Source organism: Bacteroides sp. AF25-38AC, from assembly GCF_003602995.1.
Classification (GTDB): domain Bacteria; phylum Bacteroidota; class Bacteroidia; order Bacteroidales; family Bacteroidaceae; genus Bacteroides; species Bacteroides uniformis.
The window spans coordinates 1-16,825 of record NZ_QTMD01000038.1 but is presented as its reverse complement, the minus strand read 5'-3'; the positions used below and the strand labels follow the sequence as shown (position 1 = coordinate 16,825).

General features: G+C 37.1%; 14 protein-coding genes. 10 read left to right on the top strand and 4 right to left on the bottom strand.

The features are described 5' to 3' along the window. The first annotated feature begins 44 nt into the window (after positions 1 to 44). The 10 genes from DWY55_RS18985 (at position 45) to DWY55_RS18940 (ending at position 10,298) form a co-directional block, all read left to right on the top strand. Complete coding sequence (locus tag DWY55_RS18985; protein ID WP_120178258.1) at positions 45 to 629, top strand: BfmA/BtgA family mobilization protein; 585 nt, start codon at positions 45 to 47, stop codon at positions 627 to 629. Next, the gene (locus DWY55_RS18980) at positions 622 to 1,551 is read left to right on the top strand and encodes a DUF5712 family protein (RefSeq protein ID WP_117952183.1); all 930 of its coding nucleotides are present in this window, start codon (positions 622 to 624) and stop codon (positions 1,549 to 1,551) included. The genes DWY55_RS18985 and DWY55_RS18980 overlap by 8 nt, the downstream gene beginning before the upstream one ends. Further along, complete coding sequence (locus tag DWY55_RS18975) at positions 1,548 to 3,179, top strand: type IV secretory system conjugative DNA transfer family protein (protein WP_243633679.1); 1,632 nt, start codon at positions 1,548 to 1,550, stop codon at positions 3,177 to 3,179. Before DWY55_RS18980 ends, DWY55_RS18975 begins: the two co-directional genes overlap by 4 nt. A gap of 222 nt (positions 3,180 to 3,401) precedes the next feature. Beyond that, positions 3,402 to 4,826, top strand: coding sequence for a C10 family peptidase (locus tag DWY55_RS18970; RefSeq protein ID WP_243633678.1), 1,425 nt, complete (start codon positions 3,402 to 3,404; stop codon positions 4,824 to 4,826). 6 nt (positions 4,827 to 4,832) lie between these two features. Next, positions 4,833 to 5,366 carry a hypothetical protein gene (locus DWY55_RS18965; RefSeq protein WP_117952188.1) on the top strand — a complete coding sequence of 178 codons (534 nt, stop codon included), beginning with the start codon at positions 4,833 to 4,835 and terminating at the stop codon, positions 5,364 to 5,366. Between the two features lie 531 nt (positions 5,367 to 5,897). Then, complete coding sequence (locus DWY55_RS18960; protein ID WP_120178255.1) at positions 5,898 to 6,986, top strand: hypothetical protein; 1,089 nt, start codon at positions 5,898 to 5,900, stop codon at positions 6,984 to 6,986. 114 nt (positions 6,987 to 7,100) lie between these two features. Continuing rightward, positions 7,101 to 7,967, top strand: coding sequence for a virulence RhuM family protein (locus tag DWY55_RS18955; RefSeq protein WP_120178253.1), 867 nt, complete (start codon positions 7,101 to 7,103; stop codon positions 7,965 to 7,967). A gap of 120 nt (positions 7,968 to 8,087) precedes the next feature. Then, entirely contained in the window at positions 8,088 to 8,804 is a 717-nt protein-coding gene (locus tag DWY55_RS18950) for an Abi family protein (RefSeq protein WP_120178252.1), read from the top strand. Next, positions 8,801 to 9,451, top strand: coding sequence for a recombinase family protein (locus DWY55_RS18945; protein ID WP_120178250.1), 651 nt, complete (start codon positions 8,801 to 8,803; stop codon positions 9,449 to 9,451). Before DWY55_RS18950 ends, DWY55_RS18945 begins: the two co-directional genes overlap by 4 nt. Before the next feature lie 28 nt (positions 9,452 to 9,479). After that, a complete protein-coding gene (locus DWY55_RS18940) occupies positions 9,480 to 10,298 on the top strand; it encodes a DUF2971 domain-containing protein (protein ID WP_120178248.1) in 819 nt (272 codons plus the stop codon). Positions 10,299 to 10,511: 213 nt separating this feature from the next. On the opposite strand, the gene DWY55_RS18930 is transcribed toward DWY55_RS18940, so the two are convergent. The 4 genes from DWY55_RS18930 to DWY55_RS18915 all read right to left on the bottom strand — a co-directional run bounded on the left by DWY55_RS18930 (position 10,512) and on the right by DWY55_RS18915 (position 16,665). Then, positions 10,512 to 12,128, bottom strand: coding sequence for a toprim domain-containing protein (locus DWY55_RS18930; RefSeq protein WP_165859526.1), 1,617 nt, complete (start codon positions 12,126 to 12,128; stop codon positions 10,512 to 10,514). 71 nt (positions 12,129 to 12,199) lie between these two features. Further along, positions 12,200 to 13,234 carry a hypothetical protein gene (locus tag DWY55_RS18925; RefSeq protein ID WP_117952205.1) on the bottom strand — a complete coding sequence of 345 codons (1,035 nt, stop codon included), beginning with the start codon at positions 13,232 to 13,234 and terminating at the stop codon, positions 12,200 to 12,202. Positions 13,235 to 13,265: 31 nt separating this feature from the next. Continuing rightward, positions 13,266 to 14,837, bottom strand: coding sequence for a hypothetical protein (locus DWY55_RS22055; protein ID WP_165859525.1), 1,572 nt, complete (start codon positions 14,835 to 14,837; stop codon positions 13,266 to 13,268). A 25-nt stretch (positions 14,838 to 14,862) separates the two neighbouring features. Continuing rightward, positions 14,863 to 16,665: an ArdC family protein gene (locus tag DWY55_RS18915; protein ID WP_165859524.1), complete on the bottom strand. Its 1,803-nt coding sequence runs from the start codon at positions 16,663 to 16,665 to the stop codon at positions 14,863 to 14,865. Positions 16,666 to 16,825: the final 160 nt, after the last annotated feature.

The window sequence follows — 16,825 nt, the reverse complement described above, 5'->3', positions numbered from 1 at the left end:
TTATTAATATTAACTATCTTTGTTGCAATAAAATAGATAATTAAATGGCAGAGGAATATAAAAGTATAAAGATTAAAGAGGATGTAAAGAATAGACTTGATAGATATAAAAAGAGATGCAGTTATTCAGACTGCCTGGATGAGATGCTTGGGTATTTCGAGCTGACCGGCGTAGAGCCCCGTCTTGGTCAAACACCTCCAGTTGCTACTTTTGTTTCTACCATGAAGTCTGGCAATGCTGTTTTATTGAAGAGAATGGATGATCTGATAAAGATTCTACGTAATATTGAGATTAATAAGATTGATCCCATATTACATAGTGTTGAGGATGGATTTTTCTCGGATAGAAGTAATACTCCAGAAGTAGGGTTAAGTGTTTCTGAGGAGGAATTATACCGGGTAATACAAATGAATGAGAAATTGAAATCGGATATACGAAATAAAGATATACTTATACAAAAACTTCGGTCGGATGCTATTGAAAATAATGTTATTCAGGATATTATATCTGATATTGAAGAACTATTATCTGACAGAATTCTTTCTTCTAATAAAGACGGTTTCTTTCTATTGTCTCGCGAGCATAGGGATCAACTAATAAGAAAAATTAGAACATATATCAATGTATAGCAAATTGCATCGTCCAGAAAAAAATGAGTTGGGAGTGTCAGTTAATGCAGGCAGTTGTGTTAAATTGGCTCATTACTTGGATAAGGAATCTGGTATTGGAAAATTCTTTTTTTCGCAAAATCAGGATAGTGTGCCTTTGACCGAAGTAATACAAAAAATAGACAACAATAAGAAAACACTTAAAAACAATCAAGATAAATTCTACATGTTATCCTACAATCCTTCACAAAGGGAAATTGCCCATTTGATTAAAGAGGTGACAGGAAAAGATAACGTGGTAGCTCTTTCTTCACTGACGGATAAGGAGATTGAAAAAGTTGTCTCTGAATTCCAAGATTACGTAAGGGACTGTATGGATATATATGCTAGGAATTTTAATAGAAATAAGGATTTGTCAAGTGAAGATCTTCTCTGGTTTGGAAGAGTGGAAACTGAACGGCATTATACATATCTTGATGAAGAGGTTAAGGATGGCTTAAGAAGTAAGGGAGACTTGAAAGAAGGATTGCAGCTTCATGCTCATGTTATAGTTTCCAGGATGGACGTTACTCAGACCATATCATTGTCGCCTCTGGCTAAAAGTATGGGAAATGTTAATGTTCTTAATGGGAAAGCTGTGAAAAATGGTTTCAGCATGAAAGGTTGGCAGGTAGACTGCTTTCAGCATTTCGGTAATAAATATGGATATATAGCAAATGCAGATGAACGCTTTTACTATCACGATAGCAGTTATTCCAGCTATAAAAATAAGATTCAGAATAAGATTATACATGAGGTAATGGAGGATATGAAAGAGGAGAGGCAATTTATGACTGGTGCAAGAAATATTACTCTAATTCTTCATCCAACAAAGAAATCTGTCAAGTTGTATTTAAAGCAAAAAATTAAAAATATTTTATTGGAAAATGAGTCAGTGATATGAGTTTGATTTTTATTGAATGTTTGTTTCTTTCTGCATGTTTGATTTTTCTTATGGGCATTAATCCGTTTGTAAGAAAATGGAAAAATCTTGTATTGTATGCTTGTGGAGGTTTTTTTCTTACTTTGATAGTTTCGTACGTATTTCTCTGTTTTTTTGAGGTTCAATTATCCTTTTATTTGATTGTTGTTTTTTCATTATTTTTTGTTACCAAATATTTGCTCAATGAATCTGGTGTCGAGAAAGCCAAGCCTAGAAAAGACGAAGATACATTTATTCTTGGCAGCGAAAGCGGTCAGCTTGAATTCTATTATCCACGTGATAATTTCATGGTTTTGGGGGGTGCCGGTTCCGGTAAGACTGCCTCGATAGGTAAGCCCATTCTTGAACAGTATATACGTTATGGATGGGCAGGATTCATCTATGATTATAAAGATTATGATTATACGAAGACTGCTTGGAACCTGGTGCAGAAGTATAAATATCCTTATAAGTTCTATTATATAAGTTTCACGGATATGTCACGTACATATAGATTTAACATTCTTAATAAAAATGTGATTCGTAATGAAACTATGCTCTTCCAGGCGATGACGGACTTCTTTAATGCAATGAAACCTGAGAAAGGTAATACTGATGAATGGTTTCAGGCTGCGCTTGGATTACTTTGCGGTGTGGCGGTGAGATTCTATAAATTTCAGGGTGATTACGAGAAGTATTGCACCCTTCCGCATATTCTCAATTTCATCCTAATGGCCACACCGGAACAATTGACGCGTTTTCTGGAGGGGGATATGATGTCTAAGATGAAAGCTGGTGCGTTTCTTGGCTCCAAGGGCAGTGAACGTACCCAAAGTTCTGTGATATTTTCCATCAATAACTATATCAGTAATTTAGCTACTAACAAGAACGTATGTTATGTCCTTTCTGGTAATGATTTTATCTATGACTTGATAGATCCGGAAGATCCGAAGCTCTTTGCTGTTTCAAATAACTTTGCGATTGAGAGTATGATTTCTCCTATTGTAGCGATGTTAGTTCCCCTTGCTGCACGTCGGATTGAGTTTGGTAATCGTGTGAAATTCGCATTTGTTCTTGATGAAATGACTACCGTTAAAGTGAATGACTTCCAATCTTTGCCATCGGTCTTGAGAGAATATGGCGTTTCATTTCTTGTATTGACACAATCCGGTACGAAATTCGATAAATTGTATGGTAAGGAGGATAGGGTTTCCATTATGGCCAATTTTGCTAATTTATTCCTGGGGAAAACAAAAGATGTGGAAGCATTGAAGTATTATCCCTTGTTTTTTGGAAAGGAGGAGAAGGAAAAGAAAAGTATTTCCGCGGGGTCCAGTTCTGGTCGATACAATAGTAGTGTTACCAGGAGCAAACAGAAGGAGGAAATTTATGATAGCAATAAATTTGCTGAATTGCAGAAAGGAGAATTTATACTTTCTGCAGGGGAGTCTAATGTAAGCCGAATAAAAACACGGTTTGAAAAGTTTTCACTGGATGAAAAACCGTTACCGATAGTGAAGTTAACAACTGATAGGGAGGTGGAACAGAATTATCGACAGATTGGAATTGACTGTGAGAAGCTTTTGAATGAGCTTTGCCCGCTCCAATGACATATTTTTATCTCCAATGGTGTGAATTAAGGTATTAAAGAATCATTTTGACTGTATTGTTCTATTTTTTGACTATATTGTTGTATGATAATATATTTTAAATCGCTATTTTTATAAACAATCGGTGAAATTGCTTTGATGACAAGGTGTATTTATTACGAATTCATGCCCTGATTGTGTGTGAAGGATATCACTATATAATCTTTATTAAATTTAATGCCTATGAAAAAGTATTTATTGTTTGTGTGGATTGCTGTAGTTTTTTGTTCTTGTAATGAAGATAACTTTGATATTTCTCCTATGGAAGCAGATGCTACTTGTGCTAACATTATTGATGATGAACACTTTGTGTCAGTTAGTCAAGCCTCTAAAGTGGGTTCCTTGTTTCTAAATAACAATGGAAATGGGAATTGCGTGCACACAAGAAACAGTTCTGTTGTTCCTGAAGCTACTTCTGATAAGACTGCTAGAGAAATAAGAACTATTTACAATGAAAATGGTGTGCCTTGTATGTATGTAATTAACTATGAAAGTGGTGGATTTGTAATAGTAAGCGCTACTAAGAATTACTATCCGATTCTTGCATATTCTGAAACCGGTTCAATGAATGTAGAAGAAGCTATGAAGACAGGATTTTCTGTTTGGTCGGAAAAAACAATACAAAAAATTGTGGAAAGTAGTTCTTGGGGTGGAGATTTCCAAGCAGAGTTTCAGAGAATGTGGGTTGCTTATGATAAACAAGAAGTAGAAGTTGCCCCTCTTGATGCTTTAAATGATGGGGTGTTATTTCGTCAACGTATGAATGAATTATATGAACTGTGTCCAGGATATTCTTTCGGCCCGTTGACCAGTGCTCGTTCTTTCCTTTCTCAATCAGAATATGATAGTTATGTTGAGAAGGCTGAACTTTACGGTTCTCCACTTGAATTTACGATTGTAGGCTATAAACGAGATCCCCATGAAAGGGTTGGGCCGTTAATTAATACTGTATGGAGTCAAAAAAGTCCTTTTAACGGGTTATGTCCCCAAAATTGTCTTGCAGGTTGTGTTGCTATTGCTGTGGCCCAAATCATGAGATACCATGAATGGCCTGCTACTTATAATTGGAGTGACATGCCCAATACAACAGCAACAATAGCTACTCAAACATTGATAGCAGATGTAGGTAAGGCTGTGGATATGGAATATGGTGAATCGGCATCTAAATCCTCTATTGGTAAAGCTGCACTTGGCTTTTGGGCTAAAGGATATAATGTGGAGCTAAAGGAACATAAATCTTGGGAAGTAGAAGATGAAATATTTATCAATCATCGTCCGGTATATATGCGGGGAAATCAGAAGGAATTTATGGGTTTTAGTTGGGATGGACATGCCTGGGTGTGTGAAGGAGCTGAGAGGTGGAATACATGTGCAAACTATTTTGTGGAGTATCTTGTAAATCGCTCTACCAATCCGAGCTATTCAAGTTGTGGACTTCCTGCATACTGGGCTCCACAAAGGTCTTCCGGTTCTGGTTATCTTTTGTTTTATATGAATTGGGGATGGGGAGGAGAAGCTAATGCATGGTATAATTTTAGTGATGTAGATTCAGGATATGGAAATTTTGAATATGATAGACAGAATTTATATGTTTATCCTAAAAAATGATACGTTATGAAACATACATATTTTACTTTGTTTTTTTGTTTGTTATCTTTATTGCTTGGTAGTTGTGACAAAAATGTGGATGATTTCTATCCTCCTTATAACTATAATTATTATATAGCTTTTGTTGATGAATCAGGTAAGGATTTGTTGGAGGGGATATCGACTACTCTGAGTGATACAAAGCTTCCTATTCTGGAGAAAGGTACTTATTCTTATGTTTTTATTCCTCCTAATTCTAAAGACCAGTTCACGTTTTCTGGGATTATAGAGTTAGAAAATGTGAAGGGTCATAATGCTTTAGGTATTCATTTAGGAATGGCAGACTGGCATCTTCACAAAAAGCCCGAAGTGATTACTCATAATTTTGCTTCTTCTTTTATTTTTGGAGATGACGAGATGCATGAGTTGGTCTCTTATTGGAAATTCGATAGTATGTATAAGAAGGCTGATCTTGTTCGTGTTACTATAGATAATGTGGATGCGCGCATTGAAATGGACACATATAAATTCCAATCATTGGCTATTTTAACGTTGAAATAGTAATAGCATTGCTGATGATTTAATATTGTTTCCTTTTAAAGTCGTGCATAACAACATATAGTTTGTACCAATTAACATAGTGTATTGAAATAAATCTAAAACTCGTTTTCAATACACTATGTTTTTTGTATTGAAATAATTCTTTGAATAAATTTCGTGTATTTTCGCAATAAAGACATAGATATAGAACATCAAGGATTACACCAGCCGGACGAAGCTGTTAAATTGGAAGTATGTTTCGAAGCTGGAATAGTGTGGCTAATGCAGATGATAGGGTTGGTTCCAGCTAATCGCAAGACAGATCAATAATAGTTTCAAGGAAGATGAAGGGAAGAGTTGAATAGAAAAAGCTACATAATACAATTTCTGATAAACTCAGTCATAAATAGTTTGGCATAAAGCTGTAGAGTTTTTAGTTTCATGCGAAAACTGAAAATCCCTTAGATAAGGGATTATTATCGCATAAATTTATTACTTTTGTTTCAGCATATTAGGATATTATGCTTGTTTTGAAAATTAAAACGTTATGTTATGAGAACGATAAATTATATACTGACTGTTATACTGGTAATTGTAAGTTTTATGACTGTTTCATGTAATAGAGTTAAGGTCGAAAGACGTGAGAGTCTTCAAAAGATAGTCGAGCCGTCAGAACCGATTGAAATCACCAACGATGAAATTATTGTCCTACCCACTACGGATTTATTCTCGTACAAACTAGATGCCCACGGTCTTCATATATCGGATACCTATTTCGGCCCGAAAGCTTACAAATTCCGGGAAGAATACAACTTTAAAAAATATGAAGATTGCGAAGTCAACGTCGGATACACAAAAAAAATCGAAGCTTTTGATGTATACGAGCTTGGCGGAAGCGGACTAACACTGGCAACAGATGTACGCGGCTTGGCGATGCGTAAAGCAGGCAACCACTTTCTGATTTTTCTTCTCACCGCACACAACCCGTGTTTGGCAATGAGAATGAAATATACGGTCAAGGAAAATTACGTTTCCACAACAAAATTCGGAATAAGTAAAAATATACCGGTAGTTCTCTTCGGAATAGAAGACAAAGAGAACCGTATAATCAGAGTATTGGTTATACCGCTATATACTTTTCTGAAAACACTCCCGAAACCGGAAACCAGCAATTTTGCCGAGCTTACCGCGCTTCCAGGCGACGGTCTGAAACCGCAGCGGGATACGACGGTTGTTTTCCCCTGCTATGGCGACAAACCGCAGATTGACTGTGAAAAGGACGGAAACGGTAGCCGCATTATTATTCGCAATGCCGAAGGCCCCGGTAAAGATGCTTCGTTCAAAATAGACGCCGCGTATAACTATGAGGCGCATGAACCTTATTGCGTAAAACAAGACGCCTATTACGCTCCACGAGATTTTGTCGGCGCTACGTTTGGTCTACCGAACGGCAAGTTTTTGAGTATCGTGCAGTGCCAAGATAAGGAATTTGTTCACAGTTATTCAGACTCTTCAATTGATGCCATAGATATGGATGGCAATATTGACCCTTCAGGATACCGTTCACTCATTTTCTTTAAGAACCGCACTAGAGATATTATAAGCTTGCCGTTCTATTTTCCTATTTATGAGGAGAAATGAACTGCCTGTAAGAAGTATTCACAAGTTCGACATATTCTATTTGGAGCATATGGGATGAAGAACATAATTGTCAAGTAATTCTTGATAACTACATTATAAATTAGACAGAAATAAATGGAACAAGGAGAAATCATATTATATCAGCCGGACGAAGCCGTTAAGCTAGAAGTACGTCTGGAAGATGAAACTGTGTGGTTAACGCAGGCGCAGCTCGTTGAGCTTTTTCAGTCTAGTAAAGCAAATATAAGTGAGCATATAAAAAATATATATGAGCAAGGAGAGTTAGAAGAAAATTCAACTGTTCGGGATTTCCGAACAGTTCGCCAAGAAGGTAAACGACAAGTTGTACGAAACATTTCTTATTATAATTTGGATGCAATCATATCCATAGGATTTCGTGTCAATAGCAAGAGAGGTATTTTGTTCCGTCAATGGGCCAACAAGGTATTAAAGGATTATTTGCTGAAAGGCTATTCCATAAATCGCCGGTTATCAGAGCTGGAGCAAACTGTATCCGAACATTCAAAGAAGATTGATTTCTTTGTCCGCACATCCCTTCCCCCGGTAGAGGGCATCTTCTTCGACGGCCAGATCTTCGATGCCTATAAATTCGCTTCGGATCTTATCAAGTCTGCCAGACAGTCGCTTGTACTCATTGACAACTATGTTGATGAGAGCGTGCTGCTCATGCTGAGCAAACGGCAGCCGGGAGTAACGGCCACCATCTACACGCAGCGTATAACTTCGCAGCTCCGGCTCGACCTTGACAGACATAACGACCAGTACCCGCCCGTCGATGTCTGGACATGCAAGTTCTCCCATGACCGGTTCCTTATCGTTGATGAAACGGACGTGTACCATATCGGAGCATCCCTGAAAGACTTGGGGAAAAAGATGTTCGCTTTCTCAAAGCTGGATATTCCGGCGACTGTGATTACCGACTTATTTTTCACTACCTTTGCACAAAGTAAGGTGGAATAAAAAGAAAAACCCGTTCTTGATGAACGGGTATATCTTTAACTTGGTTACGTGTTTTGATAACAGAGGCTTTACCAAGCATTACAACGCAAAGATACTAATCTTATTCCAAATACCAAAAAAATGAAATATAAAAAAATAGTTAGGTTATACTCAAATTCACGTGTGGCAAAGTACTATCGGGCTACGAATGGAGATAAAAACAAGGCGGTAATACTTTATTTTGCCAATATGAAAATAGCACAGGCTTTTCATCCGCTGCTTTCTTCCTTTGAAGTTATCTTGCGAAATCAATTGCATTATGCCCTGGCGCATCATTTCTCGGATGGAAGTTGGATCATAAATCAGAAAAACGGATTTATGGTAGCTTCTTCCTTGACGCACATAAATAAGCGTACAAAGAAACAAGTCACTAATAAATATTTGTTGACGGAAGTACAAAAAGCTGAAAAGAACATCTCCGATCGTGGAGTGAAGGTTACGGCAGGCAGGGTTATAGCAGAACAGACCTTAGGCTTTTGGAATAGCTTTTATGAGGTTCATCATTATATGCTATTATCCGGTGTCCCTTGTACTATATTTAAGAAGCTGCCTTCTGGATATGGACGTAAACAAGTCAATGATGTGATAACACAAGTTCGTGAATTGAGGAATCGTATCAACCATAACGAACCTATTTGCTTTGTAAATAAGAAATGTGATTTTTCTTATGCAAGAAAAATGTATAGGTTAATTAGCGAATTTCTCTCTTGGATTGATCCGGAAATCATGCCGTCTTTGAAAGAGGTGGATAAGGTACTTAAAACAATAGATAAGGAAGAACAAAAACAAAAGATATGAATGTAGTTATCTATTCACGTGTAAGCTCGCAATCTACCAGACAATCAACTGAACGACAGGTTGTTGATTTGGAAAGGTTTGCGACCGGACGAGGGGACAAGGTGGTTGCTGTTTTTGAAGAAAAGGTAAGTGGACGAAAGGCCAATGTAGACCGCCCGGTATTAAGCCGTTGTTTGGAATACTGCATAGATTCGCAGAACCAGGTGGATATGTTACTTCTGGCCGAGATTTCACGCTTGGGACGTTCCACCTTGGAAATTTTAAAGGCACTTGATATACTGCATACACATAAGGTATGCGTGTACATCCAAAATTTGAATTTGGAAACATTACGGCCTGACAAGACAGTAAATCCTTTGTCTTCGCTGGTAACTACTTTGTTAGGGGAACTTGCAGCCATGGAACGCCAGGGAATCATCGATCGCCTCAATAGCGGACGGGAGTTGTATATTGAGAAAGGGGGGAGGTTGGGACGGAGACCGGGAAGCAAAAAAAACTTGGAACAGAAAAGAGAAGAATACAAAGAGGCTATTTCTCTATTGAAGAAGGGATATTCTATCCGGAATGTTGCTAAGCTGACAAATAAATCTGTTTCAACCATTCTAAGTGTAAAAAAGGAGTTTGGCATTGAAAATAGACTAAAATGAGGATTACTAAAATTAAAAATTGATTGATATGAAAATATATCATTATACAAATATAGAAGCTTTGGCACTCATTCTAAAGAATCAAACAATTCGATTCAACCGTTTGGACAAAGTAGATGATATAGAAGAAGGCAATGCAGAATCGTGGGGAGTGAAATTCTGCAAATATGTTTTTGTTTCTTGTTGGACAGACATTAAAGAAGAAAATATTCCTCTATGGAAAATGTATAGCGGCGATACTGGAGGAATAAGAATTGCACTTGAACAAGAAATGTTTAAAGAGTATTTGATTTCCGATTTAAAAATTGAAAGTTTACAATCCGAAGAAAGTATGATTTCTAAAATACCGCCTCAGGATATGATAAACCCTAATTTCTTTATTATTCCTATACAAGATTATGAGAATGATTTATTTTATAGGCATATAAAATATGTGGATGATATTTTCCCTTTTACAAAGGATGCCATTCAAGTAAATAATATCCAAGGAAATAGGGGAGATATAATTGTGGACATGAAACCTTTTGGTTATTACAAAAATAATCGTTGGAAGTTTCAAGATGAAGTTAGATTCGTTCTCTATGTTTTTCCAATAAATCCTTTGTTGGAAAGTTCTAATCCAAAAATGAACTCTATTGTAGTTCAAAGTCTTCTAAACAATAAATCTTTACCATTTGACTATTATGACATGAAATTAAAGGATGATGCTTTTAAGAATTTGGAAATAACATTAAGCCCCTCTGCAACAGAATCTCAAGAAACGATTGTTCGGGCATTAGTTGACAAATATGCGCCTAAGGCAAAAATTAAAGAAAGTTCTTTAGGAAAAGTTGTTCGCTTAAAGTGAGGGAAATGAGAAGTATGCCAACGGAAAACGAATTTTCAAGGATACATCGTTTATTTCTGATTCTGAGAAACAAGGTCAGCCGGTTTTCTAAGCAAGAGAGATTCTCATAGGGAAAAGTAAACACAGCGATATGCATCAAAAATAGACACCAATCAGAAAACACAAAGTTGCTTGTTTTAATGATTGGTGTCTGGAACTGGTTGGGGAGTTATACTATATACCATGTTCTAAATCAAGACTCTTTTTTTTTGAAGTTGAAGGTTTGATATTCCATCCAGAAGTCAATATTACTTTCTCAAAATTTTTTTCTACAGTACCCTTTGTATAAGTTAGGGTGTTTTTTTCCAGAAATTTTTTGAAATCGGATGATCTCATGTCTCTGAAAATGTTTATATATTCATTTTTAAGAAATTCATTTATGGCATGTGCTGATATCTTTTTTTGCGTGCACTTTTCTATAACATATAAGTTGCTTGGTACCGGTACCATTGTGTCCAGCCCCATGAAGATATTACAGTCTACCATGAGAGTGTAAGCGCTGCTTTCGGCAAGAGGTGCGGAAATGCAGTAATTGGCTTGCTCAAGCAGGGAATCCACCAGCTCTTTTGTGGAAGAACTGATACAATTGGCCAATTGTTCATATCCTCTTAGATTCAGTTGGGATATGGTCTTTTCGATAGCCGGGATGAATTTCATTCCTGGACCCAGGTTCAAATCAAATCTTTTGTAATAGACAAGAAGTTCATTCCAATCTTTGTATCGTGAAGGTTTGATGATATTTACATTGTCTATACCATGTTGTTTAAGATACTCGCCGGAGGAAAATGCATCTTCTTTGAAGGTTAGTGTGTTTCCATCCGGGAAACTTAAATAGATGGTCTTATATGTGTCTCCAGTGTTGGTCCTTGCAAAAGCTTTACATTCCTCGCCTTTGAGATAATATGCTGTGGTGATGTCAAAACCATTACCGCTGGCATCATTGTCATAGCAACAATTCCACTTTACCTTATCAGATGGGAATATACGTCTTATATTCTCTATTTGGGATTTGGTGACATATCCCCCCGTGCTTATGAATGCGCATGTGGTTTCTTTAGTATAATGGTTTATTTCGTAGAAACTCATTGCGTCAATGGCGGATTCAAAGAGATATATGTCCGTAACCTTGTCAAAAGGAACAAAATTGGCCATCCAACAGCTTTGGGCCTTGTCACCACCCGTGGCAAAGGCTTTATAATTGGTATTGGTTTCTTCGAAATAGTTTCTCATTTCGAAGTTAAGTATTTCCATCTGGGAGGGCTTGCGGAATGGAAAGCCGATATGATTGTTTTTCCCTACCTGGTAGATAAACAGTCTATTGGCGAAATCCTCCACAGTCTGTGGTGAGAGCCTCCTTTGGACGGTCAGATATGGATTGTCCTTTTTGATAGGACGGGGATTCCAATAATTCAAATTGAATTCCTTAATGTAGTTCTGGGTGTGGTCTTTTGTACGGCTTTGTACGTTTCCGGTGACAATTCTTTCGCCAGTCATATATCTTGAAAGAACTTCATTGACTCCCCTATATCCCTGCTGAGTGCAATAAGAGAACATATGCAATCTTTTAAGGACGAACTTGGTCAGCTCTCCCTTATCGTCAAAGCTGCCTTTCCTTGAGAAATAGGTGTTCTTTTTAGGAAAGATGACTATTTCGTCTTCTGGATTTTTGGGGGTGCCAAGAACATAGGTCAAGTTCGTTGCTTGTCTGCCCGATATGCGTGTATATCCGAGATCCTCTGCTATGTCTATGATTGATATTTTGGCCCTGCATTCATCGTAATCCATTTTCATATCTTTTAAAATTTAAAATTACACATTTTTTTGAACTGATAGGGAAAAAAGGGAGAAAAACTTTTTTTATTCTATATTTCTGCTGACGAATCTGTAGAGTTGGCGATTTGTTTTGCAATGGATACCCCCCACCCCGTCACCGTCTTATTCAGAGATACAAGACTATTTCCGCCGGACTTATTGGTCATTTCGACTTTGTGGCCGGACAGCAGTTTCTTGATTGTTTCCGGAGACTGCTTTTCCAGATTAATACTGCCTATGTTTAGAGGTTCTGTTTTACCGGTGGATTTATCTTTTATCTGGAAATCTGTAATCTGACTGACCGGTATATTTCCTTTTTGGGTAATTGTTATATTTCCTTTTAGTTGCCTGCTGTCTGTTTTACATATGGAAACACCTTCAATTATGTATTTTGATTGGGCATTGTTACAAAAGTTGTCTATGGCTGATGCATATTGTGTCAGGGCTTGGGATATATCATCGTATCCCATTTGATGGTAGTTTTCTATTACTGTAAATAGTTCGTTCTTTTCTTCTTTTAACGGGTGTCTGGACATTATGTCAGAGAAACATGTTTTCAGACTGTTGTAGTCTCCTATTCGTTCCGGATAATTCGGATCGTCAGAAAAAACGAAGTAGCTTATCTGATTGCTTTCTTTGCTATAATTAATGGCAAAATCATAGTTTCCGTTATTTCCTGTGATACCTATATAGTCTTTTTCCTTTAATAAAAGATACTTGCCATAAGATGTTGTATTCTCATAGGTTCTGGTAAATCCGTAATCTTTTAAGTGTTGTTCAAAATCTTTTATTTGAATAGGGAAATAGGCCTCTTCTTTCTCCTGAAGAATGTAGAACGCTTCTTTTTCACTTGTTGTCAGATCTGGGAGCTTGGTTGCTATAGAGTTTTCCAGTTGGTATGCTCTGAAATTTTCCACTACATTTTCATGGAAATCTATCAAAAACTCCGGACTGCAACCGTTCTTCCTATAAATGTTTTCCGCTGCTTGCAGAATTTCTACAGCACAGCTGTCGCTTCCCTGGAAAACAATGGCTGGAATATCGTTTACCAGACATTTCTTCAGTAGTTCTTTTTGATCTTTCATTTTATATCTTCGTTTTTGTTGCCAGAATAATTTAAATGCCGGCAGAGTTGTCAGCTGAGTTGAATACTTGTTTTACTGCGGATATTCCCCACCCCGTTATGGTTTTATTCAGAGTGACAAGACTGTTTGTGCCGGACTTATTGGTCATTTCTGTTTGTTGTCCGGATAACAACTTTTTGAGTGTTTCCGGAGACTGCTTTTCCAGGTCAATATCCCCCACATTTATAGATTCTGTCTTACCGGTGGATTTATCTAGAATGCGGTAATGGCTGCTTTCTTTTTGGCCGGAAGAATAGAATACGTCATAGATCAGAGTTTTACAACCGGAAGATTGCAATTCTATTTGTTTTGTTGATATGTTTGTTTTCATTTCCATATATTTATTGGTAACGGCTGCCCATTTATCCATACCCTCGGCTGATATATTTTCTTTATCGAGAGCTCCAAAAGGATTTTTAGCATATTCACGCATTATTTTATTACGTTCTTCTGATAAATATTGTTCTGGACTTATCGCTGCTTTTGTATTATTCGAGGAGTACCATTCTAAAGGATGTGGGTTATCTTCACCGTAAGCACCGTAAACTATGTCATCTACTGATTTTCTGATGTTGGCATCTGTGGTTAATGTTTCATATTTAAAGCCGTTTGGATTAGAATTTAATTCATCTTTTATACTTTTCAAATAGCTCTCGACAGTATTGTATTCAATAACTTCACATACTTTGCCATTAAAGTCATAATATGAAATGGTTCCTATGACTTCTTTATTGGAGAGTGCTTCAATATTATACTTATCTTGAGGTTTGTTTGAATAATCGATTCTTGTATTAACTTGTTTATGGCCATTTTCTTGTTGAATACCGGATTCTTCTATTTTAATATTGGGCTCTGTTCCCCTTTCCTTTGCAATGCCAATTTCATATTTATAATCATCTATAATCTGTTTCTGTTTTTGTTTCTTCCAGTTCATTATTTTATCTGATTCATTATTGATATATTGATCTCCTTTATTATAATCAAGACTCATTTCTTTTATGTAAACATAACCTTCAGTATCCTGTAGACTGGAAACTAACTTTTGGGTAGGCTTTATAATCCTGCGATCTGCTGGTACCTCTATATTACCACAGTACGCTCTTGCAACTTCCTGGCAGACAGTAATAGTTGGATTTTTTATATATAAGAATAACTCTTTGTCTTTTCTTATAGTTATAAGTTGTGCTTTTTCTGTAGGATTCCTTATGTCACTAATGGAGGCCCTTCTCCATTTTAAAGCATATAGTTGTACTTTTTCTACTGGTTTTTGGATGTTTTTTATGCTGATTCCCTCTTTTATGAGGTATAGTTGCTCTTTTGCTGTTAAATTCTTAATATGACGATAGTTGTATATATCATCTTTTAAAGCGATGAATCGTACTTTTTTTGTAGGTTCCTTTATATATTTTATTGCATGAGAAGAACTCCTTACGGCAGCCAGCTGTTGTGCTTCTGTCGGATTAGTTATCTCTTTAATCATTGTCGGATTTCTCTTGATATTTTCTAACTCTTTGTTTTCCGAAGAATTGAGAATGTCGTTAATGAGTTCTTTTAGTGGTTTCATAAGCATTTTGTTTTGTAATTATTGATTATATTTCAATGGCATTGTCTATTGCATTCAATGATTGTTTCTCGGTCTTGAGTGTCCAGCCGATCGGTGACTTGCTTAACCTCATTATCCGCGTAGCACCGGATTGGGTGGACATTTCTGTCTGTTGTCCGGACAACAATTTCTTGATTGCTTCCGGAGGCTGTTTTCCCAAATCAATATTGCTTGCGGTTAAAGGTTCTATCTTGCCGGCAGATTTATCCTTTATATAGAATTCTCCAGATGAGTCGTTTAATAATGACCTGCATCCGGATGATTGGAGTTCAACTGTATTCAGTTCCTTAATCCTCAAAATTTCTTTAGTAGGCAATATGTGTTCTGTATAATCGCCGCCGGAACGGGACCCTGTACAAAGAATATAATCATTGCCGGATTTCCACACCATACGGTCTTGCATCTCATCTTTCCAATAAAATTGAGTATGAAGTTGCCCATGTTGATCGTAGTAGTAGTGGTGAATTACCGGCAGACCGTTTTTCTCAGATTTCCAGTTAATGCCCATTGCCATAGCCATACGCCTTGCTGCCTGGGTACTTTCCAAGTCAGGATGCCCATTTGCAGCTTTTATAATCCTTTCTGTTTTGGTAGGCTGACGTATCTCTCCTCTGCTGAGCATTGCTCTGTATTCTTCTTTCAGTACATTTCGTTCTGCTTCATATTTGTTGCTTCGTGTTATGCTTATGCTTGATAATAAATTTTGTTGGTGTTGTGGCCGGAGGTTTCCCTTGCGTGTTGTGGGCACTGAATAAAATGGATTTTCATATCCTCTCGATACGAGATATTCATCTTCGGTCATGACTGGTATCTGATTTTGTTTTTCGGTTGAATCCTCGTGTTCCCGGTTCAGACCTATACCTTCTTCCAGGGAAGTGACTGCTTTGTTGACATCACTTAAAATTGTCATAATAAATTTCGGATCACTCGAAATTATGGAACACCATCCGTCTAGGTACTGTGCGTTTTCTTTTCTGGGGGTAACTGCCATACCTAGATCACGTCCGGTTACTGCAGCTGACAGTTCGGCAATCAATTCTTCGCGGGCGTATTCAGTGCTTCCGAAGGAACCAAATTTTCTTGCCAGTCTTTCTGGATGTCCGGTCGAATGTGCCATCTCGTGAAGAGCTGTGTAGTAGAATTCCTTATCATCAATGAATTGATACCTTTCTGGAAGGGTAATGGAATCTTTGTATGGGCTGTAGAAAGCTCCGTCTTGCTCTTTAAGGGTGATGGGACATAGCCATGTCTGTTTTTCAATGGTTGAATCCAGTAGGGCATTCCGGAAATTGTTGCTGGAATTGATGGTGAACCTAAATTTCTTAACTAGAGCGTTCCATTTTTCTGGATAGACTTCTGAATAGTTGGTCTGGTCTAGATTGAACACGTTGTAATATTTAAGAAATGGAATGACTTTATATTTTTCTTGTTCTGCAGGTGATAGGTCCTTGTAGAATTCTCTTGTGACCCGCTTTCCCGTTATCTTGTCCTTAATGATTAAATCATAATAGGATACAGGAAATGCTTTGGCACCTTTCAGAACTTGTACCTTTTCATTACGCGCTTGGTTGAAAGTGACAAAAATAGGGGTTTTATATTTGTATTTATCACAAATAAAATAGAGTAAAACCTTGTTCTGATTATTGTATGATCTTCCTGTCAGATTTTGCGGAAATCCCTTGAATCGGGAAGTGAACCACGGTTTCGTCCAGTTGGATGAATGTACTTCTTTCATCTTTTCGATCATTAGCTCTGCATACTTTTCTAATGCCGGATTTTCATTTTTCATAGCAATATACAGTATTAGTAAATATATTGTTTCAATTTTAATTCGCACAAATATATGCCTATAGCTATGCAATTGCATTTCGATTTTTCAATTGATGACTAACACTTATAGGGAAGATTAGTTGTCATTATTCTAACAGAACTCTAACAGCCAAATTCAC

Bases quoted from the DNA above. Each gene is read 5' to 3' on its own strand.
- DWY55_RS18985 (WP_120178258.1), top strand. From the start codon at position 45: ATGGCAGAGGAATATAAAAGTATAAAGATTAAAGAGGATGTAAAGAAT.
- DWY55_RS18980 (WP_117952183.1), top strand. From the start codon at position 622: ATGTATAGCAAATTGCATCGTCCAGAAAAAAATGAGTTGGGAGTGTCA.
- DWY55_RS18975 (WP_243633679.1), top strand. From the start codon at position 1,548: ATGAGTTTGATTTTTATTGAATGTTTGTTTCTTTCTGCATGTTTGATT.
- DWY55_RS18970 (WP_243633678.1), top strand. From the start codon at position 3,402: ATGAAAAAGTATTTATTGTTTGTGTGGATTGCTGTAGTTTTTTGTTCT.
- DWY55_RS18965 (WP_117952188.1), top strand. From the start codon at position 4,833: ATGAAACATACATATTTTACTTTGTTTTTTTGTTTGTTATCTTTATTG.
- DWY55_RS18960 (WP_120178255.1), top strand. From the start codon at position 5,898: ATGAGAACGATAAATTATATACTGACTGTTATACTGGTAATTGTAAGT.
- DWY55_RS18955 (WP_120178253.1), top strand. From the start codon at position 7,101: ATGGAACAAGGAGAAATCATATTATATCAGCCGGACGAAGCCGTTAAG.
- DWY55_RS18950 (WP_120178252.1), top strand. From the start codon at position 8,088: ATGAAATATAAAAAAATAGTTAGGTTATACTCAAATTCACGTGTGGCA.
- DWY55_RS18945 (WP_120178250.1), top strand. From the start codon at position 8,801: ATGAATGTAGTTATCTATTCACGTGTAAGCTCGCAATCTACCAGACAA.
- DWY55_RS18940 (WP_120178248.1), top strand. From the start codon at position 9,480: ATGAAAATATATCATTATACAAATATAGAAGCTTTGGCACTCATTCTA.
- DWY55_RS18930 (WP_165859526.1), bottom strand. From the start codon at position 12,128: ATGAAAATGGATTACGATGAATGCAGGGCCAAAATATCAATCATAGAC.
- DWY55_RS18925 (WP_117952205.1), bottom strand. From the start codon at position 13,234: ATGAAAGATCAAAAAGAACTACTGAAGAAATGTCTGGTAAACGATATT.
- DWY55_RS22055 (WP_165859525.1), bottom strand. From the start codon at position 14,837: ATGAAACCACTAAAAGAACTCATTAACGACATTCTCAATTCTTCGGAA.
- DWY55_RS18915 (WP_165859524.1), bottom strand. From the start codon at position 16,665: ATGAAAAATGAAAATCCGGCATTAGAAAAGTATGCAGAGCTAATGATC.